The following is a 24,568-nucleotide window of genomic DNA, read 5'->3' on the forward strand; positions in this document are numbered from 1 at the left end:
CCCTAACAATCAGACCCGATTCTAAAGCCCTCTTCTTATTCTCTATTCAAAAGATTATAGTGATTTAAGCTCTTCGATTCTTGCTTTAACAGTCGCTTGTTTCTCTAAATAATCTTTTTCTTTTGCTTTTTCCTCATCTACTACATTTTGAGGCGCCTTGCTCACAAATTTTTCGTTGTTTAATTTGCCTTGAACGCGGGAAACTTCTTTCGTCCATTTCTCCAGTTCTTTTTGAAGACGGGCAATTTCTTCTTCGATGTTGATTAACCCTTCTAATGGAAGGAATAAGTCTACACCTGTTACAACCGCCGTCATCGCTTTATCCGGTGTATCTAAATCTGTACCCATTTCCAGCTTCTCTGGATTACAGAATTTTTCAATATACGCTTTGTTCTTCTCGATGATCGTTAGCGTGTGTGCATCTTTTGCTTTCAGCATCAAGTTGATCTGCTTGCTCATCGGAGTGTTCACCTCTGCACGTACATTACGTACAGCACGAATGATGTCAACGAGCAGCTTCATCTCTTCTGCTGCCGCTTGGTCTGTAAGTTCATCTTGAACCGTCGGCCATGCAGCTACAGTAATGGATTCGCCTTGATGCGGCAAGTTCTGCCATATTTCCTCGGTAATAAATGGCATGAATGGGTGTAAAAGTCTCATTGTGTTGTCGAGTACATGGGCCAGAATCGAACGGGTTGTTTTCTTAGCCGTTTCATTTTCTCCATATAAAGGAAGTTTCGCCATTTCAATATACCAATCACAGAAATCATCCCAGATGAAGTTGTAAAGAACGCGTCCCACTTCACCAAATTCATAACGATCGGCTAATCGTGTCACAGTTTCGATCGTTTCATTTAAACGTGTAAGAATCCATTTATCCGCAACTGATTTTTCACCGGAAAGATCAATTTCGTCATACGTCATTCCGTCCATGTTCATAAGAGCGAAGCGTGATGCATTCCAGATCTTATTCGCAAAGTTCCAAACAGATTCTACTTTCTCAAAGGAGAAACGTAAATCCTGCCCTGGTGAGCTGCCTGTAGATAGGAAGTAGCGAAGTGAATCGGCACCGTACTTTTCGATGACATCCATCGGATCTACACCATTCCCTAATGACTTACTCATCTTGCGTCCATCTGCATCCCGAACCAGTCCGTGTATCAGTACGTCTTTAAATGGACGTTCTCCTGTGAACTCCAGTCCTTGGAAGATCATGCGCGATACCCAGAAACCGATAATATCGTAGCCGGTCACTAGTGTATTCGTTGGATAATAGCGTTTAAAGTCTTCTGCATCCAGATCAGGCCAACCCATCGTTGAAAACGGCCATAGAGCTGAACTGAACCATGTATCCAGTACATCCTCTTCCTGTGTCCAGTTTTCAATGTCTTCCGGCGCATCGTTGTTTACATAGATTTCGCCTGTTTCTTTATGATACCAGGCCGGGATGCGATGTCCCCACCAAAGCTGACGGGAAATACACCAGTCACGCGTATTTTCCATCCAGCGCAGGTAAGACGTTTCAAAGCGATCAGGTACAAAGTTGACCTTGTTCTCATCCTGCTGAAGTTTCACCGCTTCTTCTGCCAGAGGATCCATCTTAACGAACCACTGAGTCGAAAGATAAGGCTCAACCACCGCTCCACTTCTTTCTGAGTGACCGACTGAATGCATATGCTCTTCAATCTTGAATAGAACTCCTGCTTCTTGCAGGTCCTTTACAATTTCTTTGCGGCACTTAAAACGATCCATGCCTTGGTATTTATCCGCCTTGTCATTCATCGTTCCGTCTTCGTTCATCACAAGAACGCGTTCTAAGTTGTGACGATTACCGATTTCGAAGTCATTCGGATCGTGAGCAGGCGTTATTTTCACTGCACCGGAACCGAATTCCATATCAACGTAGTCATCTCCTACGATCGGAATTTCACGTCCCACGATTGGAAGGGTAACGTTTTTGCCGATTAAATGTTTGTAGCGATCATCTTCCGGGTGAACCGCAACGGCCGTATCACCAAGCATCGTTTCTGGACGTGTTGTGGCAATTTCAATGTGACCACTTCCATCAGCCAACGGATATCTCATATGATAGAATGCACCTTGTACATCCTGGTGAATAACCTCAATGTCGGAAAGGGCCGTTTTCGTTGCCGGGTCCCAGTTGATGATGTATTCACCACGGTAAATAAGGCCTTTGTTATAAAGGTCTACAAATACCTTTTGTACAGCTTCCGATAAGCCCTCGTCCAACGTGAAACGTTCACGGCTATAATCTAAGCCTAATCCAACCTTAGACCATTGCTGACGGATATGCTTAGCATATTCTTCTTTCCATTTCCATGTTTCTTCTACGAACTTTTCACGACCTAAGTCATAACGTGAAATGCCTTGATTGCGAAGTTTTTCATCCACTTTCGCCTGTGTCGCAATCCCGGCATGGTCCATACCCGGCAGCCATAATACATCGTAACCCTGCATGCGCTTCATTCTAGTCAGGATATCTTGCAGGGTTGTGTCCCAAGCATGACCAAGATGAAGTTTTCCTGTTACGTTCGGAGGAGGAATGACAATTGTGTACGGCTCCTTCTCCTTATCATTTTCGGCTTCGAAATATTTACCTTCCAGCCACCATTTGTATCTGCCCTGCTCAATGGCATTTGGATCATATTTTGTCGGCATAGATAATTGCTGATCTTGAGTTTCCATTTGCTTTCCTCCTATAGTAGTGCGAATAACTACACTTTTCTAAAAAAAATAAAAAAATCCCCCGTCCTATGAAAAGGACGAAGGATTCCATTCGCGGTACCACCTTTTTTCTCAGGAGAAATAAGCCTCCTGAACTCTCGACGATCATAACGGCTTTTAACCGGCTTCTACTACTGAAATTCATAGAAACAGCTCTTCAGGCGACCTTCCATTGTCTTAACGTAGAAAATCTCTCAGCTAACGATTTTCCTCTCTGAAAGTAAGGATCAATGTACTCTTCCTGTTCATTGCTTTTCAGGTATTATTTATTTACTCATTATAGTATAGGAAAAGATAAACTTTCGTCAATCATTATCGGCAATTTTTCATAAAAATATTCATTTCGCCTACTCAGGCACCATTCTTTTTCTCAATTCATAGAATAAAGTAGTGAATATACCCAGGAAAGTGAGTGGACGAATATGAAGAAAATCAATCAATACACCATGCAGAAATGGATGGGGAACGCCCGGTTAATATGTAAGCAATTCATCATACCCTTTACGATCTTTCAAGGGGTCCGGACCATTTTGCTTCCCACCACTTTTGATGTCCTTCTTTTAACTCTTTTTATCGGTATAGGCCTTGCCATTTATTTCGATTGGATTTAATGGACTGACGAAATGTGGACTTCGCCAGTCCTTTTTTTATTCTGCCTCGGCCGCCTGCTCCTGCTTCTTTTTTTCCATTTCATCTAAACGCATTACCACGTATTCCGTGTTTTTCAGAAGCCAGTAATGCCGTTGCAGCTTCTTTAGATATTTCCGTTCATTCCGTTTATCCTTCGCTGTATGAAAATACTTTTCCACCACAGCGATGACAGAACTTGGATAAGCCAAATAACTCATGAACAGGAGCCGCTCCTCATTACGGACGGTAAAATGCTGAAAATAGGTGGTTAGCCACTCGATACATTCCTCATAATACTTAGGATAGGTTTTCAATGTTCTGGACAAAAACGGCAGCAGGTCATGGAAGGGTGATGCCATTTTTGAGTTCTCAAAGTTGTGAAAATACCCCATGCCTCTCTCATCGAATAAAAAATGCTCCGTCGATATCTTTCCATGTGTAATGACCGTTCTGACCTTCTCAAGCTCCTTCGTTTCCTCATACCATTCATCCAGCATTTTCCGGGAAAATTTCAGTGCCTGGGAAGCGTCCTTATAGTACATACAAAAATGGAATTGAAAAGGAGACATATACGTTGTCCTTTCACATGTTTCCACATACTCATCGAGAAACTGCTGTTCTTTATCCCACCTGGATGTCAGCTGCTCGTAATGAGATTCTCTCTCTTCTTTATCAATCTTTACCTCTTGAGAGGAGAGAGTATGAAGTCTTGCCAATTCCCGGAACATTTTCTGATGCTTTTCAAATTGATCTTCCCTTTCCTGGTTCAAGAGCCAGGGCATGACATAATATAACTGCCCATCGTTCCACACCGCATAGCGCCCATCCAATGTCGGATAGATCGGAACAATCCGGTTATAGCCCCTTTGAAACAACATTTGTACATTCCTGACAAAGTCAACTCCAGTTTGGGCAGGTAGCTGCTTCACAGCAAGCGTCCCTTTATTGGAGAATACTTTGGAAATCTTCCCAAAATTCTCAACAAAATGGGGTTCGACACCATAAGGTTGTAAGACAGACTTTAATCCCTCCAGCGTTTGTACCATACCTCTCACCTTCTAAGATTACTTTTCTAAAAAAAAACGGACTAACTCCAATGAATTTGGTGTCAGCCCCGTAGTTCCTTCTATATTGCAATTGCGCTCTTCTAAAGATGGGAGCGACTTTGCTATATTCCTTTAACCCTTGAAGACATATTCGCTTTTCGGGATATATAGAACCTGCCCTACATATACGTCTTGATTGGCTTCAAGTTGATTGACCCTCAATAGCTGAGGAATGGTTAGATCATACTTTTCTGCGATATAATCCAGGGTCTCCCCCTCTTGAACAATGCATACCCTTAATGTTGCACCCTTTTCCTCCTCTTTTCTCGCAAAGAAATCGGTAAGGGAAATGGTCTCATATTTCTTTTTACCTTTAGTCTTTTTCTTTTCATCCTTCTCTTCTCCGCTATCTTCCATCTCTGCTTCTACTGCGGAAGATGAAGAGGACTCTTCTTCTTCCTCCTGCTGCTTGTATTTTGGAGGCGGTGTATAGGCAGCCTTTGGTTCAGCCGGCTGTTCTTCAGATGACTCGCTCAGTTCATGTTGGGGCATTTCAAACACGTTTTCTTTTCGGAAATAATTTTCCTCATAGGTATGAGCTGGCTGAGCATCGTATTGAATTTGTACGGGTATCTCATCGTCCTCTTCAGCTGGCGGAGTCCGTCCTTCCAGATTAAACGGCTGGTACTCGTCGTCTTTAGAATCCTCTTCAGAATCCTTTTCAGAATCCTTTTCAGAATCCTTTTCAGAATCCAGTTCCCCAACATTCGCCGTTAATTCTTCGACGTCGTAGTTCTCATACTCGTATACTTCTTCTCTTTCTTCTTGCTCTTCTTCTGTTTCTACTTCTTCCTCCGCTGTATCCTCTTCAGCTTCGGCAACTGCACTCGAACGGTAAAGCGGCTCGTAATCTTCCTCTCTGCTAAATTCAGCCTCAAGGGGAGTATGCGCCTGTTGTTCTCCATAAATCCCTGTAATCGTTAAATCGGCATTCAATTTTAGACAGGCATTCTCGGGAACCATGTAGTCGAATGACTCAACGAACACATCGATATCGCCCAAGTTGGCAATTCTATTTTTCGGAATCGTCACATCGACCGGGAAACGGTGGACAAATTCATACTCACCTTTTTCCCTTTTTTCTACTATTTGAACAAATTTACCACCCGCTTCAAACTCTTCCTCTTCTTCCTCCCTCGGTGAGGTTGGTAAATATTCACCGGAAAGATCAAGGCTTCCCCTGATGAGTACGTACTGCTCTTGCTCTTGTATCGTTATATGAGGATCTAAGGAGATAGATAGCAATTCTTCAACTTCCTGTCCTTTTTTAAACCAAATTGATTCTTCCAAGGAAAATCGCAAACACGATTGTTGTTCTTGTGACAAAAGAAATTCCTCCTTTCAGGTTCCAAACAAAGAAATAGTAAACAATGCCATTATCACTTTATGAACCGAAAAGGGGGATTATGATAGGAAAACGAAAAGTGTGGTGATTTTGATTTAGAAACCGGGGTGTGTACCGGATTGATGTTGGTCGTTTGGATATATCAATCGTTATCTTGATTTATCGACATTGAAATGGATTTATCAACTTTCTTTTCATTATATCGACCGATCTACAATATTCGACACATTTCTCCCAGCCCCGCACCCCATAAAAAATAGCCGATCCCCCAAAGGATCGGCTACCTCATTACTTCTTACTAATCTTCTCAAACGCTTTTTCCGCTGCTTCAAGGGTTTTCTCAATATCTTCATCTGTGTGAGCTGTCGATAAGAATAGTCCTTCGAATTGGGAAGGTGGTAAGAATACACCTTCATGGGCCATTTCACGGTAGTAATCGGCAAACATCTCTAGATCTGATGATTTCGCACCTTCGTAGTTGGTTACTTCTTCATTCGTGAAGAAGATCCCGATCATGGAGCCTGCACGATTGATTCTGTGAGGGATGTTATGCTTTTCTGCTGCTTTCTTTAAGCCTTCTTCCAACAGGTCTGCTTTGCGTGCGAACTCTGTGTATGTTTCAGGAGTCAGCTGGCTCAGGGTTTCGTATCCTGCCGTCATGGCCAATGGATTCCCTGAAAGGGTTCCGGCTTGATAAATCGGACCGCTTGGAGCGATTCTTTCCATGATTTCAGCTTTACCGCCATATGCACCTACGGGCAGACCTCCACCAATGACTTTTCCTAAACAAGTTAAGTCTGGAGTTACATTGTAATAGCCTTGGGCACATCCATATCCAACACGGAATCCAGTCATGACTTCATCAAATATCAGCAGAGAACCATGATTTTCCGTTATTTCACGAAGGCCTTCCAGGAAGCCCGGCTGAGGTGGAACGACACCCATATTACCTGCAACAGGTTCTACGATCACACCAGCGATGTCGTCGCCAAATTGTTCAAAGGCATAACGTATGCTTTCCAAGTCATTATAAGGCACCGTAATCGTATTCTTTGCTACGCCTTCAGGTACACCAGGGCTGTCGGGCAATCCGAGAGTCGCAACACCTGATCCTGCCTTGATTAATAATGAGTCTCCATGACCGTGGTAGCAGCCTTCGAACTTGAGGATTTTATTGCGTCCAGTGTATCCACGCGCAAGACGCAGAGCACTCATCGTCGCCTCCGTACCAGAAGATACCATACGGACCACTTCGATACTTGGAACTCTTTCAATGACTAATTCGGCAAGTTTGTTTTCAATCTCTGTCGGGGCACCGAAGCTTGTCCCGTTTTCCGCTACTTTTTTAATGGACTCCACCACGCGGTCATTGCTGTGGCCAAGAATGAGTGGTCCCCAGGATAGAACATAGTCAATATATTCATTTCCATCGATATCGTAAATTTTAGCTCCTTTTCCTCTTTCCATGAAAATAGGGTCCATCTTTACGGACTTGAATGCCCTTACAGGACTGTTTACTCCGCCAGGCATCAGTTTTACTGCTTCTTTAAACGCTTGCTTCGATTTCTCATATGAACGCATTCCGGTTTCCTCCTTTAGTGATCTTTTCGTCATCCTTACAGGAACTTTCCACCATTTAGGATAACCAATTCGCTACATCTTTTGCGAAATACGTAATAATAAGGTCTGCACCCGCACGTTTCATGCTTGTCAGTTTTTCCATTACGATTTCCTGTTCGTTTACCCAGCCATTTTGAGCCGCTGCTTTCACCATGCTGTACTCTCCACTTACGTTATAAGCGACAACTGGGGCATTAAAACGGTCTTTCACTTCCCGCATGATATCTAAATAGGAAAGGGCAGGTTTGACAATTAAGAAGTCTGCGCCTTCTTCTATATCCGACTGTGCTTCTCTTAACGCTTCGAGACGATTGGCAGGATCCATCTGATACGTTCTGCGATCTCCGAATTGCGGAGTAGAGTGTGCTGCATCACGGAATGGACCATAGAAGCTTGAGGAGTACTTAACGGCATATGACATGATCGGCACATCATGATAGCCGGCTTCATCCAAACCGTGGCGGATCGCTGCAACGAAACCATCCATCATATTCGAAGGGGCAATGATATCAGCTCCCGCTTCAGCTTGGCTGACCGCCGTTTTTGCTAATAGATCAAGCGTTGGGTCATTCAGTACTTTTCCATCTTTTACGATTCCACAATGCCCGTGGCTCGTATATTGACATAGACAAGTATCGGCAATGATGACAAGCTCAGGATAATGTTCCTTCACAAATCGGGTTGCTCTTTGGACGATTCCGTGGTCATGATACGCTTGTGTTCCTGCCTCATCTTTTTCAGCTGGAACTCCGAATAAAATGATGGATTTAATCCCTAAGGAAACCACTTCATCCATTTCTGCTTTTAAGTTATCCAGGGAAATGTGAAAAACCCCTGGCATGGAAGGAACGACATTCTTAATATTTTCCCCTTCCACTACAAACAGTGGATAAATTAAATCTTCTTTTCTCAGATGAGTTTCTCTTACTAACGCACGCATATGATCTGATTGACGCAGGCGACGATGACGGTTAAAATGCAGATCTTTCATGTGTAAACCTCCTAAGTAAATAAAGCTTTATTTTGATGATCTATTTGTGATAAATTTTTTCATTTCGTTTACCATTTCATTTACAGTATAAATGCTTGGACAGATTTTTACATGTAATCCGTACTTTTCAGCCGTATTTTTTGTTATGGGACCAATGCATGCAATGGGTATATCCCCGATTTTATCATGAAGGCAGTACTGATCGACCACCTTCATAAAATGATGAACCGTTGATGAGCTGGTAAACGTAATGATATCAGGTTTTTCTTCTTCAATGATGTCCTTCAACTGTCCGATGCTGTCTTCTGGAAGGACGGTTTCATAGACAATCCATTCCTGACAGGACACCCCTGCAGTGGCCAGCTTCGAAGCAATGACGTTCCTTGCCAGGTTCCCTTTAGGAATCAGGACGTCCCCTGAAGGCTTCACTTTTGAAATGAATTCCTCTGCAAAGTCATCCCCTGTAAAATGCTCAGGCACGAAGGAAACAGGAATTCCATAATTCCTGCAATAGTGTTCCGTTATACTTCCGACTGCAGCAAACTTCCCTGAAAAAGTGGATAAATCGAGCTGTAATCGTTTCAATGCTTGAAGAAAGAATCTTACTCCATTTTTGCTAGTGAAAATAATCCATTCGTACGTATGTATGGTTGTTTGAAGATTCTTTTCCCACTCATCTTCATTAGGTTGAAAATGAAGGAGCGGCACCACAATCGGAACCCCTCCCACGTCTTCTATGAGGGAAGCCGTTTCACTGGATCCCTCACTTCCGCGAGTAATCAAAACCTTTATGTTTTCTAAAGGCCCTTTACCCTTCATTATTGATCTAGCTCCTCTTTCACCTGATCGATTAAAGCCTTAGCTCCCAGGTCTGTTAAACTTTTTGCGACGTTTTCCCCTACTTGCTGAGGATTTTGACCCACCATGTATTCTTTATAGATTGTTTTCCCATCAGGTGAAGCCACAAGCCCCATTAAAGCTACGTCCCCATTGTCTTTCAGCTCAGCAAAGCCTGCAATTGGCACCTGACATCCGCCTTCCATTTTATGAAGGAAAGCTCTTTCAGCCGTAACGGTCTCAGTCGTCTCAACACAAGCAAACTTCTGAAGAAGCTCAAGCAACTCAGAATCATCTTCCCTGCATTCAATGGATAACGCACCTTGTCCTACTGCAGGAAGGCAAAGGTCAGGGTCAAGGAATTCCGTTACAACATCTGATGTCCAGCCCATACGAGATAACCCTGCCGCTGCAAGGATAATCGCGTCGTAATCCTCATTCTTAAGCTTAGTTAAGCGCGTATCGATATTACCACGGATCCATTTGATTTCAAGATCTGGACGAACGGATAAAATCTGTGCTCCTCTGCGCAGACTGCTCGTTCCTACGATTGCACCACCCGGTAAATCTTTAAGCGCTACATGGTTTTTACTGATGAACGCATCACGGTGATCCTCACGTTCCGGTATACATCCGATGGTCAGTCCTTCAGGTAAAACCGCAGGCATGTCTTTCATACTGTGAACGGCCATATCGATTTCTTTATCCAGCATCGCTTGTTCAATTTCTTTTACAAACAAGCCTTTTCCACCGACTTTTGACAGGGTGACATCAAGGATCTGGTCACCTTTTGTAACGATTTCCTTCACTTCGAATTCGTAAGAGGGGTCCAGTGTTTTCAACTGATTGATCACCCAGTTTGTTTGTGTCAGTGCTAATTTACTTCGTCTCGATCCAACAATGATTTTTCTCATAATGACCTCCTGAAAACTTATGAATACCAGAAATGAAATGAAGACAACCGACTGCCCAAGAAAAAGTTAATTAAAATGATCAAGAAGGCTGCAACATTAAGTAAAGCTAATGACTTACCAAATACATTCTTTTTAATGCGAAGATATAAATAACTACTATATAAAATTAATAGAATGAATGAGCCAACTATTTTCGGATCATACCAAATGAAATCCGGAAGCTTGATATATGCCCATTGCAGTCCCAGTATCAAACTCAATAGAAGCATGGCTACACCAATGGAGTTCGATATATATGAGATCTTCTCAAGTTTGGACAAATCGCTGATCCGCCATAACCTTTGTCCCCACTTCTTCTCCTTCAAAAGTTTAAATTGCAGGAGGTAAAGCAAGGAAAACACAAAGGATAATGAAAATGCGCCATATGAAAGGATCGCCATCGTAATGTGAATCAACAATAATTCAGATACGAGCTGTTCTGCCATCGCCTGTGACTCTACCTGTACCGGTGCAAACGTATGGATCGCCATGATGATGAATCCGAGTACATTTGTGAAAAACACCGTAAAGTCCACTCTTAATAATCGATTGATGACAAGTGACAGGGTGATGAGGACCCAGGCATAAAAATAAAGTCCCTCAAAGATAGTGAGGACCGGAAACCTGCCTGTATTCATCATGTATAGAAATAAAAAGATTGTTTGAAGGATCCAAACAATCGCAAGTAACCAGAAGGCAAACAGATTCGCCTTCCGGTTTTTGTTTAAGAAATCTATAAAGTAAAAGAGAATACTAATAGCATACAGAACAATCATAAGTTCATGCAGCCTAGTCATCGTTTGTTCAAACATAGACAATAACCTCACTTATGCTTGAAAAGAAGGCTGTGGTACAAGCTTAAGTTCGCTCTCAGTCTTTTCATTGGCTGCTTTCACTTGTTTCTGCTCTTGCACTTGTTGTTCAATATTAAAGATATTGATGAATAAATCCAGTTTATCTTCAGCATCAGGAAGTCCTGCTAATTCCTTCGCTTGAAGGATCGGATCCTTTAACAACTGATTGATGATACTCTTCGTATGCTTATTTAACACTTTTCGCTCCCGATCAGTTAAATCAGGCATTTTCCGTTCGATGCTCTCCATCGTTTCAGCTTGTATGGAGAGTGCTTTTTGTCGCAGTGCTGAAATAACCGGAACAACTCCAAGCATATTCAACCACTCTTTAAAAGCTACAATTTCAGCTTCAATCATGATTTCGATTTCCTCAGCTGCTTTCTTTCGTTCAGCCAGGTTCGCCTGAACGATGCCTTCTAAATCGTCGATATCATAAAGAAAGACACTTTCTAATTCTCCTATGGAAGGATCCAGATCACGAGGTACCGCAATGTCCACCATGAAAAGAGGACGACCCTTTCTCATTCTTTCCACATGTGACATCATCTCTTTTGTGATCACAAAATCCTTTGCACCGGTGGAACTGATCATAATGTCCGCCTCTACAAGGGCACATTGAAGCTCCTTCAGTGTTTTGGCATTACCACTGAAACGGTCTGCCAAGGTTTGAGCCTTTGCATACGTACGATTGATGACCGTCACTTTAGTGGCTCCGCTGCCATGAAGGTTTTGGATCGCCAGTTCTCCCATTTTACCGGCACCAAGAATAAGAACATGCTTTTTCTCCAGGCTGCCGAATACTTTTTTAGCTAATTCAACGGCTGCATAGCTGACAGACACAGCATTGGAACCAATATCTGTTTCAGAGTGACCTTTTTTGGCTACCGTCACTGCCTGCTTGAACAGATGATTAAATACTGTACCAGTCGCTCCTGACTCCTGTGCATTCAGGAAGCTTGAACGAATCTGTCCGAGGATCTGGGTTTCCCCCAACACCATTGAATTCAATCCGCACGCAACCTTAAAAAGGTGTTCGACTGCTCCTTCTTGTTCATAAATGAACAGATAAGGTGTGAACTCCTCTTTATCTATATCGAACCATTGAGATAAGAAATCTTTAATATAATAACGACCTGTATGAAGCTGATCCACTACTGCATAGACTTCCGTTCTATTACATGTAGAAACAATCACATTTTCCAGAATGCTCTTCTTTTCCTTTAAAGCCTTCATAGCGAAAGGAAGATCAGTTTCATTGAATGATAAACGCTCACGAATCTCAACAGGGGCCGTTTTGTAATTCAAACCAACGACTATTGTATACATGCTATGCACTACACCCCCAACTAAAATCATTACTCTTATTATAACATGTCCTAAAAAGCTCCCGACACCAAAATGTGAACAGAAATTGAAACCTAAGTATGATACATTTATAAAGGTAAGAAGGCATGCTTCTTCCGGTACTTGCAAAACATTCATTTCATCATATACATTTAAGATTAATAAAGAATGAGCATGAAAGCATTTTCAAATTCTAAAAAAATCTTTCATATTTCGACATTCCCTACTAATGTAGGGTACCAAAACAAGCCTAAAGAATCAAGTAATGGAAAGGTTTTTCACCTATTTGCCGAGACATCTGGGCTTATATTTATTATTATGTATTATTTTCCCTGAAAAAACAGTATTTAAAACATTTAGTATAAAAAGATACGGGAGGAAGAGTATGAAACAACAACAAAGAATTTTCCCAGGAATGATCTTAATCGGCTTCGGAGCATACTTTTACTTACAGCAAGCGAACATTGTCCTGTTTCAGGAGTTTTTCACATGGCCGACATTATTGATAATTGTTGGACTGGCTTTTCTCGGACAGGGATATGCCGGAAGAGATCATGAAGCGATATTACCGGGTACGATCCTCGTTGGATTCGGTCTCCATTTTCATGTTGTCAATAAACTCGAAATCTGGCCGGATCACATGGGGACTTTCATTCTGATCATTGCATTGGGTTTTCTGCTCAGGTACCAGAAAACGAGAGCAGGGCTATTTCAAGGGGTGCTCTTTTTAACCCTGTCTATCATTCTATTATTCTATGACAAAGTGGTGGGATGGTTTGGCTTCATAGGAGGTAATGTGGAGACTGCTTGGGAATTCTGGCCGATTATCATTATTGGAATCGGTGTCTACTTATTGTTTATAAAGAGAAAATAATTCTTATAATCCATAATAAAAGCCCGGAAATTACTTCCGGGCTTTTTGTACGAACTATTATAGAACTGAATCCAGAAATTCTCTTGTCCGCTGCTCTTTTGGAGCGTTGAACAATTCCTGTGGATGCCCCACTTCCACGATCCTGCCATCGTGCATATACACGACCCAATCGGCTACCTCGCGGGCAAACCCCATTTCATGGGTCACGACGACCATCGTCATCCCCTCTAAAGCAAGCTCCTTCATGGTTGCCAAAACCTCTCCGACCAATTCAGGGTCCAGTGCAGAGGTGGGTTCATCGAAGAGCATGATTTCAGGCTTCATGGCAAGTGCCCTCGCAATGGCCACACGCTGTTTCTGTCCACCGGATAGCTTGGATGGATAGACATTTTCCTTATCTCCCAGGCCGACTTTCTTTAATAGCTCTTTCGCATCCTTCTTTGCTTCTGCTTTCGGAACCCCTTTGACATAAACAGGTGCTTCCATCACATTTTCCAGGACCGTTTTGTGAGGGAAAAGGTAGAAATGTTGAAACACCATTCCTACTTTTTGACGGATTTTATTTAAATCATGTGTATTCTGGTTGACTTCATCGCCTTCGATGACAACCTTTCCATTGTCTTTCAGTTCCAGGAAGTTTAAGCAGCGGAGCAATGTACTCTTCCCTGATCCACTGGCTCCGATGAGGCAAACCACATCACTTTCCTTTACGCTGATATCAATGTCCTTCAATACATGTAAATCACCAAAGGATTTATTTAATTTTTCAACTTTAATCATTTCCTGACTCACACTCATCCCTCCCACATCTTTATTAATCACTAACCGACATCCGTTTTTCTATGATATTGACAATCGTTGAGAATACCAGTACCAGAACCAGATAATAGATCGCAACAACGAGCAGGTAAGTCATGTAATCGAAGTTGTTTGAACCAAGCGTTGTTGCCACACTGAACAATTCGAACATCCCTATGAAAGATGCAAGAGATGAATCCTTTAATGCAATGATGAACTGATTACCCAGTGGAGGCAGGGCACGTCTGAATGCCTGGGGTAAAATGATTCTTCTCATGGACAATCCAAGAGACATCCCGAGGGACCGTCCTGCTTCCATTTGTCCTTTATCAATGGATTGAATGGCTCCACGGAATATCTCGGCGATATAGGCACCATTATGGAAGGCAAGTCCCATCACGACAGACCAGAAGCCTGAGATATTTAATGAGGTTAATCCGAAGTAGAAAATAAAGATTTGAACAATCAATGGTGTTCCACGTACAACGAAAATATATAAATCCGCTAAAAGTTCCAATGGCTTAATTCCGGAAATCTTGAGAAAAGCGAAAAACAAACCAATCACAATCGCAATCAGAACAGATACAAAGGTTAATTGGAATGTTAGTAACATTCCTTTAAGAAATACATCATATGTACTTGTTAAGGTTTCAAAAAAATGCATGAACTTCCCTCCAGTCTATTCAATACGTGTAACCTCCCGAAAACTGACAAAAAGCGAATGCGCATAGAAGCACATTCGCTCTGTGTCATGCTGCCTTTACTCTTCTTCAGGATCTGATGTGATATCTGTATTAAAGTACTTTTCACTTATTTTCTTTAGCGTACCGTCTTCTCTTAATGTTTCAAGAGCTTTATTAATTTCATCCAGTAACGCTTCATTTTCTTTGCTTACGGCGATGGCTTGCTCACTGCGGCCGATCAGCTCACGGGCTTCGATATTCAAATCTGCAGCGATCGCTTCTTTCCCTGTAATGAAGTCGGTAATTACGGCATCATGCTTGCCCTTATTTAAAGCTTCTAATGCGACTACGTCACTATCATATTGTTGAATATTATCCGTTACCCCCTGGGCAGTCTCTGCATAAGTAGATCCCTTAGAAACGGCAATCTCCATACCTTCCAGATCATCAAGCGTTTCTACAGAACTGTCCGGACGAACGAAAATCTGAGGGCCGGAATAATAATAAGGAGTTGAGAAGTCTACTTCCTTCAAGCGTTCATCCGTGATCGTATGGCTGGCAACTGCAGCATCAAAACGACCCGATTTCACTCCTTCTACAATTCCTGCGAACTTAAATTTCTTTTGTTCGGGTTCAAGACCCATTTCTTTCGCAACAGCTTCTGCCACTTCAATATCGAAACCTGACATGGTTCCATCATTATTCGTTACACTGAATGGCTTAAATTCACCTGAAGCTGCATAAATGAATTTGCCTTCCTCTACTAACTTAGCACCATTTTCCGTTGTGGCTTTGTCGCCGCAGGCTGATAGAAGAAGCACAGAAATGACTAACAAGACTAGGCTTTTCCAATTCTTCACTGGCTAGAGTCCCCCTTATGTAGCTTGTAATATTTTTAATCTTTCATAATTTTATCAACAAAAGAGAAAATTCTCAAAATTCAAATATAGCTTCCACAGCTTATAATTTTCCATTTTAGTGGATGAAGCGGATTCAGCTCAGTTACAGGTAAATATGCGTCTCTATCCTTTTATTTCCTTTCATATGCTTTGGCGTTATAGGACAATAAACCCTATACGGACTTCAGTAGACCCTCTTTTATACTACTTTTAAGCTAGGTGTTGTCATTATTTAGTAATGAAAAACCTGTTACTCAAGTAATTATTTTTAACACAAGATCTGCAAAAGCTCTGTCAGTCAGTGAGTGCTGGAGGGTGAGAAAGCAACAAAGTTTACAAAAAGCGCTAGTAATAAAAAAGAACTGATCTCCACTTATGCGGAAATCAGTTCTTTTTAAGGCTTATTTATAGTACGACTTGATAGCGTCCCAGGCTTTGTCTTTTCCAAGGCCCGTTTCGGAAGAGAACATGATGAGATCGTCTTCTTTGTCCATATTTAGCGTTTCTCTTGTAACTTTCAGGTGCTTCTGCCATTTGCCTTTCGGGATCTTATCCGCTTTGGTGGCGATGACGATGCACGGAAGCTCGTGATGCTTGAGGAAATCGTACATCATCACATCATCATTGGTGGGCGCATGGCGCAGGTCCACGATCAGGACAACCGCCCTTAGCTGCTCACGGGAAGTGATGTATGTTTCAATCATCTTCCCCCATGCTTCCCGTTCTGTTTTGGATACTTTGGCAAAACCATATCCGGGTACGTCCACATAATAGAGGGTTTCTTCTATTTTATAGAAGTTCAGTGTCTGGGTTTTACCCGGCTTGGATGAAATCCTTGCCATGCTCTTACGACCGATCATTTTATTGATGAATGAGGATTTCCCTACGTTCGAGCGTCCCGCTAAGGCAAACTCCGGAAGAAAATCGCCAGGATATTGTTCAGGCCTGACTGCACTGATGACTAGCTCAACTTGATTTACTTTCACTTCTTTTCACCTACTAATGCTTTCTCTAAGACTTCATCAATATGGGATACGAGGATGAACGTTAATTCTTCCCTCACACTTTCAGGAATGTCATCTATATCCTTTTCATTATCTTTAGGAAGGATAATCGTTTTAATTCCGGCACGATGAGCGCTTAATGTTTTTTCTTTCACTCCTCCGATTGGAAGGACTCTTCCTCTCAGAGTCATTTCACCTGTCATTCCTACTTCACGATTGACGTATTTACCTGTCAGTGCTGATACGAGTGCCGTTGTAATGGTAATCCCTGCTGAAGGACCATCTTTTGGAACGGCCCCTTCAGGAACGTGGATGTGAATATCATGTTTTTCGTGGAATGACTCGTCGATCCCAAGGTCTTTCGCTTTCGAACGAACGTAACTAAATGCGGTCTGAGCGGATTCCTTCATGACATCTCCCAATTTTCCTGTCAGCACAAGCTTTCCTTTACCAGGTGCTAAGGATACCTCGATCTGCAAAGTATCTCCGCCAACGGTCGTGTAAGCAAGGCCTGTCGAAACTCCGATTTGGTTTTCTACTTCTGCTTGACCATATCGGAACTTTTTCTTCCCCAGGAACTCTTCAATATTACTGGACGTGATCACAACTCGCTTCTTCTCACCAGAAACAATGATTTTCGCCGTTTTTCTACAAAGGGCTGCCAGGTGGCGTTCTAAACTCCTCACCCCGGCTTCTCTTGTGTAATAGCGAACAATATCAACAATCGCTTCATCCCTGACTTGAAGCTTCGATTTGTTTAAGCCATGATCTTTGATCTGCTTTTCTAATAAATGATGCTTCGCGATATTTAATTTTTCAAGCTCTGTATAACCTGCAATCGTGATGATCTCCATTCTGTCTCGGAGTGGACCAGGAATGGTCGATAAATCATTCGCTGTTGCGATGAACATGACCTTGGATAAATCATACGTTTCTTCAATATAGTGATCACTGAAGTTCGAATTTTGCTCTGGATCAAGCACTTCAAGCATCGCAGAAGAAGGATCACCTCTGAAATCACTTGACATTTTGTCAATCTCATCAAGGAGGAAGACAGGGTTGATGGTACCTGCTTTTTTCATACCCCGAATGATTCTGCCTGGCATCGCACCCACATACGTACGCCTGTGACCTCTGATCTCTGACTCATCCCTAACGCCTCCAAGGGAAATCCGGACAAAGTTTCGACCAAGTGATTCAGCCACTGAGCGGGCTAAGCTGGTTTTCCCGACACCCGGAGGTCCGGCAAGACATAGGATAGGTCCTTTTAGAGATCGTGTTAACTGTTGAACTGCCAGGTATTCAAGCACTCTCTCTTTTACCTTTTCAAGACCGTAATGATCTCGGTTCAAGATTTGCTCAGAACGATTTATATCCAATTGATCTTCAGTTTCAGTAGACCATGGAAGGGATACAAGCCATTCGATATAATTACGTATGACAGAGCTTTCAGCAGAGCTGGATGGCACTTTTTCATAGCGGGCCAGCTCTTTCAATACAGTTCTTTCAACGTCCTCCGGCATATCCGCTTGTTCAATCTTAGACGTTAAATCTTCAATTTCACCGGTTTTTCCTTCTTTGTCGCCTAATTCTTTTTGAATGGCTTTCATTTGTTCCCGTAAGTAGTATTCTTTTTGGGTTCTTTCCATGGAACGCTTCACACGCTGCCCGATTTTTTTCTCAAGGCTAAGCACTTCTTTTTCATTGTTAATGGTCTCGATCACCATTTGAAGCCGCTTTTTAATATCCAGTGTTTCAAGAACATTTTGCTTTTCTTTCATTTTCAACGGAAGATGGGAGGCAACGATATCCGCAAGTCTTCCCGGCTCTTCAATATCTGAAACAGTGGAATACGTTTCTGCTGAAACTTTTTTTGATAGCTTTATGTATTGTTCGAAATAATTCAATAACGTCCTCATTAAAGCGTCTGTTTCCGATTCTTTCACATCGGAATCTTTGAATTCCTTAATTTCCACTTCATAAAAGTCTTTTTGCTCAGTAAATGTTTCAATAGATGCCCTGTTTAAACCTTCAACCAGAACCCTGATCGTTCCATTCGGTAATTTAAGCATCTGCTTTACCTTTGTAAGAGTTCCCATTTCGTAAAAATCTTCTTGTGTTGGCTCATCTATATTCATATCTCTTTGAGTGGTTAAGAAAATTAAATGATCATCCATCATTGCTTTTTCTAAAGCTTGTACGGAGCGCTCACGTCCAACGTCTAAATGCAAGACCATTGTTGGATACACAAGTAAGCCTCTTAATGGAAGGAGGGGAACCGTTAAATTATTTTGATTTGCCACATATAACACCTCCGAATTTTTGCTCTAAGTCTTTGTACAATTCTAACTTATTTACTAGGTAGTGTCTATTAAATAGGTATTTACAACTTTATTCAAAACCGTTTATCGTTTATTCCATTTTCACTTCCATTCAAAAACAAACCGATTCGGATAGACCCGAATCGGTCAACAGTCTATACACTTTTCTTATTTTGTTCTGTTATAAGATCAGTTTGGAGTGGCGTTTCCTTCATTAGAGCAAGATCCAATACTTCTTTGAGCTGTTTCACCGGGATCACTTCAATTCCCTCAATTTCACTTAACATTGCTTGCTGGTTATCATAAGGAATGATCGCTATGGTGGCACCTGCCAATTTCGCGCCCTTCACTTTAGCGGTCACGCCACCGACTGGTTTCACGAGACCGTGGATACTGATCTCACCGGTAACAGCAATGGTATGTTTCACTGGGATACGATAAATGGCAGAGTAAATGCCAAGTGCCATGGCGATTCCGGCAGAAGGTCCGTCTACAGGGACTCCACCAGGAAAGTTCACATGAATATCATATTGATCAGCAGGTACTCCCATGGAACGGAGCACGGTAATCACATTTTCGATGGAGCCTTTCGCCATGCTTTTTCTTCGGACTGATTTACTACGATCCCCAATGCTTTCTTCTTCCACAATTCCCGTCACATTGATCAGTCCTTTATCCGTTGCCGGGATAACCGTTACTTCAATTTCGAGTAATGAACCCGTATTAGGGCCTGTTACGGCTAACCCATTTACTAGACCGATCGTTGCTTGTTCATTGATTTTTTTCTGATAGCGGGGAGAAAGCTGACTGGATTGGATAATCCATTCGAGTTCATGATCAAAGATTTCTTTTCTGTTTTCCGTAATGGCCACTCCAGCCGCAATCTGGACCATATTAACCGCTTCTCGTCCATTACGGGCATAGGAGGAAAGCGTTTCAAGACCCTTGTCACTAATCGTCATTTCTACTTTTTCAACGGCTCTTGCAGCTACTTTTTTCACTTCATCGTGCTCAAGCTCTCTAAAGAAAACTTCCATACATCTCGAACGAATGGCCGGCGGAATTTCACTTGGCGTACGGGTGGTCGCACCGATTAAACGAAAATCAGCCGGAAGGCCATTTTTGAAAATATCATGTATGTGGGTAGGGATTTGATGATTTTCTTCATTATAGTAGGCACTTTCAAGAAACACTCTGCGATCTTCCAGTACTTTTAATAACTTATTCATTTGTATAGGATGCAATTCTCCTATTTCATCAATGAACAATACTCCTCCATGGGCATTTGTTACAGCCCCTTGCTTCGGCTGGGGAATTCCCGCTTGTCCCATAGCTCCAGCTCCTTGATATATAGGATCATGGACAGACCCAATCAATGGATCGGCAATTCCCCGTTCATCGAAACGTGCGGTTGTGGCATCCAGTTCAACAAAAACAGCGGCAGGTTTAAAAGGAGATTTTATATTCTTCTTGGCTTCTTCCAGGACCAGCCGGGCAGCTGCGGTTTTCCCAACTCCAGGTGGACCATAGATGATCACATGCTGAGGGTTCGGACTGCATAATGCTGCTTTCAAGGCTTTAATTCCATCTTCCTGGCCAACAATATCTTCAAAGCTTGATGGTCTTACTTTTTCTGCAAGAGGTTCAGTTAATGAAATGGATCTCATCTTCCGTAACTCTTCCATTTCTTTTTTTGACTCACGATCAATGGAAACTTTTTGCGTTCGCTGATTTTTCAATAGGTTCCAGAAATACAATCCAATGATGATTCCGAAGAATAATTGGATAAACAAAGCGATGCTAGTAAAGCTCATTCGTCTCCCTCCAAGTAGATACAAGTTGTTATCGGTTAGTATCTCCTTGACCCTGTGGGAATAAACAAAAAAATTCTGGTTCTAAAATGAGTAAAATAAAGAAATATGGAGTTAATTTTAATTGCTACTAAGCATGTAATGGATGATTTCCACTCCAGGTGCTCGCTTTCCGCGTGGCGTGAGTTGAGCCTCCTCGGGCTTTGTCCTGTGGGGTCTCAACTTTCCCGCTATTCCCGCAGGAGTCGAGCACCCTCCGTTCCAATCAACTTTCTGAGAATGTCTCTTTTAAGGAAATATTTAATAATAACAAACCTTTAGCAAACAACTTTAAAAGGTAAGTGAGGTTGATACTTTTAAGGAAGCAGAATTCTTTTTTCCGGTAGTTAGTTTTTCTTCCACACCTTTAAGCTCTTTCACTAAAACCCACTCACCATCCAGCACACACTAATTGACAGAGCCTTGGCAGAGATTATGTTAATAACAACAAGCTTTGCGAATCAAGCATTGTTTTTTTATCTTAAACCTTAAAAAAAGCCAAGAATGAAAAATCATTCTTGGCTTTACTTTAAGCTATTAAGCTGATGTCTTTTCTTCGTTAGGATCAATCATCGTCCCGTCTTCGAGCATTAGATGCGGAACTGCATCTTCAAGGATTGTTTCTTTTGTAATGATACATTTTTTAATATCATCACGGGATGGAAGATCGAACATCACATCCAGCATCATGGTTTCGATGATAGAACGTAGTCCGCGGGCACCTGTTTTACGCTCAATTGCTTTTTTAGAGATTTCAAGCAGAGCATCTTCAGTGAACTCAAGCTCCACATCATCTAATTCAAGCATTTTTTGATATTGTTTTACTAATGCATTTTTTGGTTTTGTCAGGATTTCAACAAGCGCTTCTTCATCAAGAGGCTCAAGGCTTGAAATCACAGGTAAACGACCGATGAATTCTGGAATTAATCCAAACTTCAATAGATCTTCAGGCACAACTTTGGAAAGAAGGGATTTGTCTTCTTTTACTTCTGCGTTTTTAGGATCAGAACCGAAACCAATCACCTTTTGACCTAAACGGCGTTTAATGATTTGTTCGATTCCATCAAATGCTCCACCACAAATGAATAGTACATTGGACGTATCGATTTGGATGAATTCCTGATGAGGATGCTTACGACCACCTTGTGGAGGAACGCTTGCTACCGTACCTTCAAGAATTTTCAGAAGTGCCTGCTGAACACCTTCACCTGAAACGTCTCTAGTGATCGATGGATTTTCAGATTTACGTGCTACTTTATCGATTTCATCGATGTAGATGATCCCTTTTTCAGCTTTTTCTACATCGTAATCAGCTGCCTGGATTAATTTCAATAGAATATTCTCTACGTCTTCCCCTACGTAACCGGCTTCAGTTAGTGAAGTGGCGTCAGCAATGGCGAAAGGAACGTTAAGAATACGAGCAAGTGTTTGAGCAAGTAATGTCTTACCGCTACCTGTCGGTCCGATCATCGCAATATTACTCTTGGACAGTTCAACGTCATCGACTTTACTGCTTGAGTTGATACGCTTGTAGTGGTTGTATACGGCTACAGCCAGAGATTTCTTTGCTTGGTCCTGACCAATTACGTATTCGTCCAGGATTTCCCGAATTTCACGAGGTTTCGGAACGTCTTTAAATTCTACTTCTTCTTCCGTACCAAGCTCTTCTTCTACGATTTCTGTGCAAAGTTCGATACATTCATCACAAATATACACACCTGGTCCAGCGACTAGTTTACGAACTTGGTCTTGTGTTTTTCCGCAAAAAGAACATTTTAGTTGTCCTTTTTCATCATTAAATTTAAACAATGATTTTCACCCCTTAGTTAAAACTTCATAAAATCGTGCTCTGTTTTCAATAAACGAACGATTTCTTACATCCCATTACCTAAAGTTATGTACTGCATTTTATCATATTATATGTTCGTAAAGAAATTGATACGATTCTTAAGAATCATCTTATTATGTAACACGCATTTTAGCAAATATTTTACATTGTTAGTTAGTATCTTGTCCAATTGAAGTCAGGTAATGTAAGAAATCTAATTATGTATGTTCCTGGTGAAAAATAATGCAACCCCGTTTAATAAGCTTTTTCCAAAAATAGTGGTTCTTATTCTTGTTTGATGGATAAAGTTTCTTATTAGATAGAGTATAGTATTTTGGCTCATTTTGCCACAGAAACAAAAAACACCTGAAGCAAACTCGTTTGCTCATTCGTTTTTTGTTTCTGTGGCAACTTTTCAGCTCTGCTGAAAAGCGTGTGAAACATTCGTTTCACACGAATGAGCCAAAATACGGTGTAATATGACCGTTCAGTGTACAAAACAAGGCACGAAGAAATCGCGCCTTGTTTGCTATTTTTATTATGCTACAGTTTTGCTGTTTTCAACAAGGAATTCTACCGCTTTACGTACTTTAAGGTCAGCTTTAAGTGTGTCAAGGCCGCCTAGTGCTTGTTTGATGTTGTCAGCAGACATGTTGTATTGTTCAGCCATTTTGTTTACTTCTTCTTCTGCTTCTTCGTCAGTTACTTCAAGGTTTTCAGCTGCAGCGATTGCTTCCAATGTAAGGTTTGTGCGAACGCGTTTACCAGCATCTTCTTTCATTTGACCGCGAAGATCTTCTTCTGTTTGACCAGAGAATTGGAAGTAAAGGTCAAGGTTCATACCTTGCATTTGTAGACGTTGTTCGAATTCTTGCATCATACGGTCTACTTCAGCTGTAACCATTACTTCTGGAATTTCAACTTCAGCATTGTCAGAAGCTTTATTTACAAGAGTTTCACGAACGGCTGTTTCAGCTTCATTCTTTTTAGACTCTTGAAGACGATTTTCGATTTTTTCTTTTAGTTCAGCAAGCGTTTCAACTTCTTCGTCAGCGTCTTTAGCGAACTCGTCATCTAATGCCGGAAGTTCTTTCGCTTTGATTTCGTGAACTTTCACTTTGAATGTAGCAGGCTTACCAGCAAGTTCAGCTGCATGATATTCTTCAGGGAAGTTAACTTCTACTTCTTTCTCTTCTCCAGATGCAACCCCGATTAATTGCTCTTCGAAACCTGGGATGAATTGACCTGAACCTAACTCAAGAGAATAGTTCTCAGCTTGGCCGCCTTCGAATGCTTCACCGTCAACGAATCCTTCGAAATCCATTGTTACAGTGTCGCCATCTTCAGCTTTTCCTTCTTCTTTTACAGCTAACTCAGCTTGTTTTTCTTGAAGTGAAGTAAGTTCAGCTTCAACATCTTCAGCTGTTACTTCTGTTTCCATTTTTTCTACTTCAAGACCTTTGTATTCTCCAAGCTTCACTTCTGGCTTCACTTGTACTTTAGCAGTGAAGATTAGCTCTTTGCCTTTTTCCATTTGCTCAACATCGATTTCCGGACGGTCGATTGGATCGATTCCTGTTTCTTCGATTGCTTTTGCATACGCTTCAGGTAAGATGAAATCTAATGCATCTTGGTAAAGTGATTCAACACCAAAACGTTTTTCGAACATTCCACGAGGCATTTTCCCTTTACGGAATCCTGGTACGTTAACTTGTTTTACAACTTTTTTGAATGCTGCGTCCAAACCTTCGTTTACTTTTGCAGCCTCAACTTCAATTGTAAGTACTCCTTGGTTTCCTTCTTGCTTTTCCCATTTTGCAGACATACTGTTCCCTCCAACAATCTATAATTGATCTTGTATTTTTACGCATAGTAGTAGATAGTCC

The 24,568-nt window shown here is 41.7% G+C and carries 19 protein-coding genes and 1 other annotated feature; of the genes, 2 read left to right on the forward strand and 17 right to left on the reverse strand.

Annotation, left to right across the window (positions count from 1 at the left end; genetic code table 11):
- Positions 1-54: 54 nt before the first annotated feature.
- Positions 55-2,706, reverse strand: coding sequence for a valine--tRNA ligase (locus ACYH0O_RS17865; protein WP_482629746.1), 2,652 nt, complete (start codon positions 2,704-2,706; stop codon positions 55-57).
- A 70-nt stretch (positions 2,707-2,776) separates the two neighbouring features.
- Positions 2,777-3,003, reverse strand: a binding site (T-box leader).
- A gap of 164 nt (positions 3,004-3,167) precedes the next feature.
- Here ACYH0O_RS17865 and ACYH0O_RS17870 point away from each other — a divergent pair.
- Positions 3,168-3,356 (forward strand): hypothetical protein, encoded by a 189-nt coding sequence (locus ACYH0O_RS17870; RefSeq protein WP_044339496.1) that lies wholly within the window; start codon positions 3,168-3,170, stop codon positions 3,354-3,356.
- A 36-nt stretch (positions 3,357-3,392) separates the two neighbouring features.
- On the opposite strand, the gene ysxE is transcribed toward ACYH0O_RS17870, so the two are convergent.
- From ysxE to hemA, 8 genes are all read right to left on the reverse strand, one after another.
- Positions 3,393-4,421, reverse strand: coding sequence for a spore coat protein YsxE (gene ysxE, locus ACYH0O_RS17875; RefSeq protein WP_482629747.1), 1,029 nt, complete (start codon positions 4,419-4,421; stop codon positions 3,393-3,395).
- A gap of 132 nt (positions 4,422-4,553) precedes the next feature.
- A complete protein-coding gene (gene spoVID / locus ACYH0O_RS17880; protein WP_482629748.1) occupies positions 4,554-5,807 on the reverse strand; it encodes a stage VI sporulation protein D in 1,254 nt (417 codons plus the stop codon).
- Positions 5,808-6,114: 307 nt separating this feature from the next.
- Complete coding sequence (gene hemL, locus ACYH0O_RS17885; RefSeq protein ID WP_315634445.1) at positions 6,115-7,407, reverse strand: glutamate-1-semialdehyde 2,1-aminomutase; 1,293 nt, start codon at positions 7,405-7,407, stop codon at positions 6,115-6,117.
- 55 nt (positions 7,408-7,462) lie between these two features.
- Positions 7,463-8,437 carry a porphobilinogen synthase gene (gene hemB / locus ACYH0O_RS17890; protein WP_482629749.1) on the reverse strand — a complete coding sequence of 325 codons (975 nt, stop codon included), beginning with the start codon at positions 8,435-8,437 and terminating at the stop codon, positions 7,463-7,465.
- Positions 8,438-8,464: 27 nt separating this feature from the next.
- Complete coding sequence (locus ACYH0O_RS17895) at positions 8,465-9,256, reverse strand: uroporphyrinogen-III synthase (RefSeq protein WP_482629750.1); 792 nt, start codon at positions 9,254-9,256, stop codon at positions 8,465-8,467.
- Positions 9,256-10,188, reverse strand: a complete 933-nt coding sequence (gene hemC / locus ACYH0O_RS17900) for a hydroxymethylbilane synthase (protein ID WP_149156270.1) — start codon at positions 10,186-10,188, stop codon at positions 9,256-9,258. Before hemC ends, ACYH0O_RS17895 begins: the two co-directional genes overlap by 1 nt.
- A gap of 17 nt (positions 10,189-10,205) precedes the next feature.
- Positions 10,206-11,039 carry a cytochrome c biogenesis protein gene (locus tag ACYH0O_RS17905; protein ID WP_482629751.1) on the reverse strand — a complete coding sequence of 278 codons (834 nt, stop codon included), beginning with the start codon at positions 11,037-11,039 and terminating at the stop codon, positions 10,206-10,208.
- 15 nt (positions 11,040-11,054) lie between these two features.
- Positions 11,055-12,407 carry a glutamyl-tRNA reductase gene (gene hemA / locus ACYH0O_RS17910; protein ID WP_482632606.1) on the reverse strand — a complete coding sequence of 451 codons (1,353 nt, stop codon included), beginning with the start codon at positions 12,405-12,407 and terminating at the stop codon, positions 11,055-11,057.
- Positions 12,408-12,810: 403 nt separating this feature from the next.
- Here hemA and ACYH0O_RS17915 point away from each other — a divergent pair, with 403 nt between their 5' ends.
- Positions 12,811-13,299: a LiaI-LiaF-like domain-containing protein gene (locus ACYH0O_RS17915; RefSeq protein WP_482629752.1), complete on the forward strand. Its 489-nt coding sequence runs from the start codon at positions 12,811-12,813 to the stop codon at positions 13,297-13,299.
- 57 nt (positions 13,300-13,356) lie between these two features.
- Here ACYH0O_RS17915 and ACYH0O_RS17920 read toward each other — a convergent pair whose 3' ends face one another.
- From ACYH0O_RS17920 to tig, 8 genes are all read right to left on the reverse strand, one after another.
- Positions 13,357-14,079, reverse strand: coding sequence for an amino acid ABC transporter ATP-binding protein (locus tag ACYH0O_RS17920; RefSeq protein ID WP_482632607.1), 723 nt, complete (start codon positions 14,077-14,079; stop codon positions 13,357-13,359).
- Positions 14,080-14,113: 34 nt separating this feature from the next.
- Positions 14,114-14,761 (reverse strand): amino acid ABC transporter permease, encoded by a 648-nt coding sequence (locus ACYH0O_RS17925; protein WP_148969847.1) that lies wholly within the window; start codon positions 14,759-14,761, stop codon positions 14,114-14,116.
- A 96-nt stretch (positions 14,762-14,857) separates the two neighbouring features.
- Entirely contained in the window at positions 14,858-15,640 is a 783-nt protein-coding gene (locus tag ACYH0O_RS17930) for a transporter substrate-binding domain-containing protein (RefSeq protein WP_482629753.1), read from the reverse strand.
- 440 nt (positions 15,641-16,080) lie between these two features.
- Positions 16,081-16,665, reverse strand: coding sequence for a ribosome biogenesis GTP-binding protein YihA/YsxC (gene yihA / locus ACYH0O_RS17935; protein WP_149156265.1), 585 nt, complete (start codon positions 16,663-16,665; stop codon positions 16,081-16,083).
- Positions 16,662-18,986 (reverse strand): endopeptidase La, encoded by a 2,325-nt coding sequence (lon, locus tag ACYH0O_RS17940; protein ID WP_482629754.1) that lies wholly within the window; start codon positions 18,984-18,986, stop codon positions 16,662-16,664. The genes yihA and lon overlap by 4 nt, the downstream gene beginning before the upstream one ends.
- Before the next feature lie 173 nt (positions 18,987-19,159).
- Positions 19,160-20,818 (reverse strand): ATP-dependent protease LonB, encoded by a 1,659-nt coding sequence (gene lonB, locus ACYH0O_RS17945; RefSeq protein ID WP_482629755.1) that lies wholly within the window; start codon positions 20,816-20,818, stop codon positions 19,160-19,162.
- A 573-nt stretch (positions 20,819-21,391) separates the two neighbouring features.
- On the reverse strand, positions 21,392-22,663 hold the full coding sequence (gene clpX / locus ACYH0O_RS17950; protein ID WP_149156262.1) for an ATP-dependent protease ATP-binding subunit ClpX: 1,272 nt from the start codon (positions 22,661-22,663) through the stop codon (positions 21,392-21,394).
- 557 nt (positions 22,664-23,220) lie between these two features.
- Positions 23,221-24,507, reverse strand: coding sequence for a trigger factor (gene tig, locus ACYH0O_RS17955; RefSeq protein ID WP_149156261.1), 1,287 nt, complete (start codon positions 24,505-24,507; stop codon positions 23,221-23,223).
- Positions 24,508-24,568 lie beyond the last annotated feature (61 nt).

The sequence above is a fragment of the Rossellomorea sp. H136 genome (genome assembly GCF_056838065.1).

Bases quoted from the DNA above. Each gene is read 5' to 3' on its own strand.
- ACYH0O_RS17865 (WP_482629746.1), bottom strand. From the start codon at position 2,706: ATGGAAACTCAAGATCAGCAATTATCTATGCCGACAAAATATGATCCA.
- ACYH0O_RS17870 (WP_044339496.1), top strand. From the start codon at position 3,168: ATGAAGAAAATCAATCAATACACCATGCAGAAATGGATGGGGAACGCC.
- ysxE (WP_482629747.1), bottom strand. From the start codon at position 4,421: ATGGTACAAACGCTGGAGGGATTAAAGTCTGTCTTACAACCTTATGGT.
- hemL (WP_315634445.1), bottom strand. From the start codon at position 7,407: ATGCGTTCATATGAGAAATCGAAGCAAGCGTTTAAAGAAGCAGTAAAA.
- hemB (WP_482629749.1), bottom strand. From the start codon at position 8,437: ATGAAAGATCTGCATTTTAACCGTCATCGTCGCCTGCGTCAATCAGAT.
- ACYH0O_RS17895 (WP_482629750.1), bottom strand. From the start codon at position 9,256: ATGAAGGGTAAAGGGCCTTTAGAAAACATAAAGGTTTTGATTACTCGC.
- hemC (WP_149156270.1), bottom strand. From the start codon at position 10,188: ATGAGAAAAATCATTGTTGGATCGAGACGAAGTAAATTAGCACTGACA.
- ACYH0O_RS17905 (WP_482629751.1), bottom strand. From the start codon at position 11,039: ATGTTTGAACAAACGATGACTAGGCTGCATGAACTTATGATTGTTCTG.
- hemA (WP_482632606.1), bottom strand. From the start codon at position 12,407: ATGTATACAATAGTCGTTGGTTTGAATTACAAAACGGCCCCTGTTGAG.
- ACYH0O_RS17915 (WP_482629752.1), top strand. From the start codon at position 12,811: ATGAAACAACAACAAAGAATTTTCCCAGGAATGATCTTAATCGGCTTC.
- ACYH0O_RS17920 (WP_482632607.1), bottom strand. From the start codon at position 14,079: ATGATTAAAGTTGAAAAATTAAATAAATCCTTTGGTGATTTACATGTA.
- ACYH0O_RS17925 (WP_148969847.1), bottom strand. From the start codon at position 14,761: ATGCATTTTTTTGAAACCTTAACAAGTACATATGATGTATTTCTTAAA.
- lonB (WP_482629755.1), bottom strand. From the start codon at position 20,818: ATGAGCTTTACTAGCATCGCTTTGTTTATCCAATTATTCTTCGGAATC.
- tig (WP_149156261.1), bottom strand. From the start codon at position 24,507: ATGTCTGCAAAATGGGAAAAGCAAGAAGGAAACCAAGGAGTACTTACA.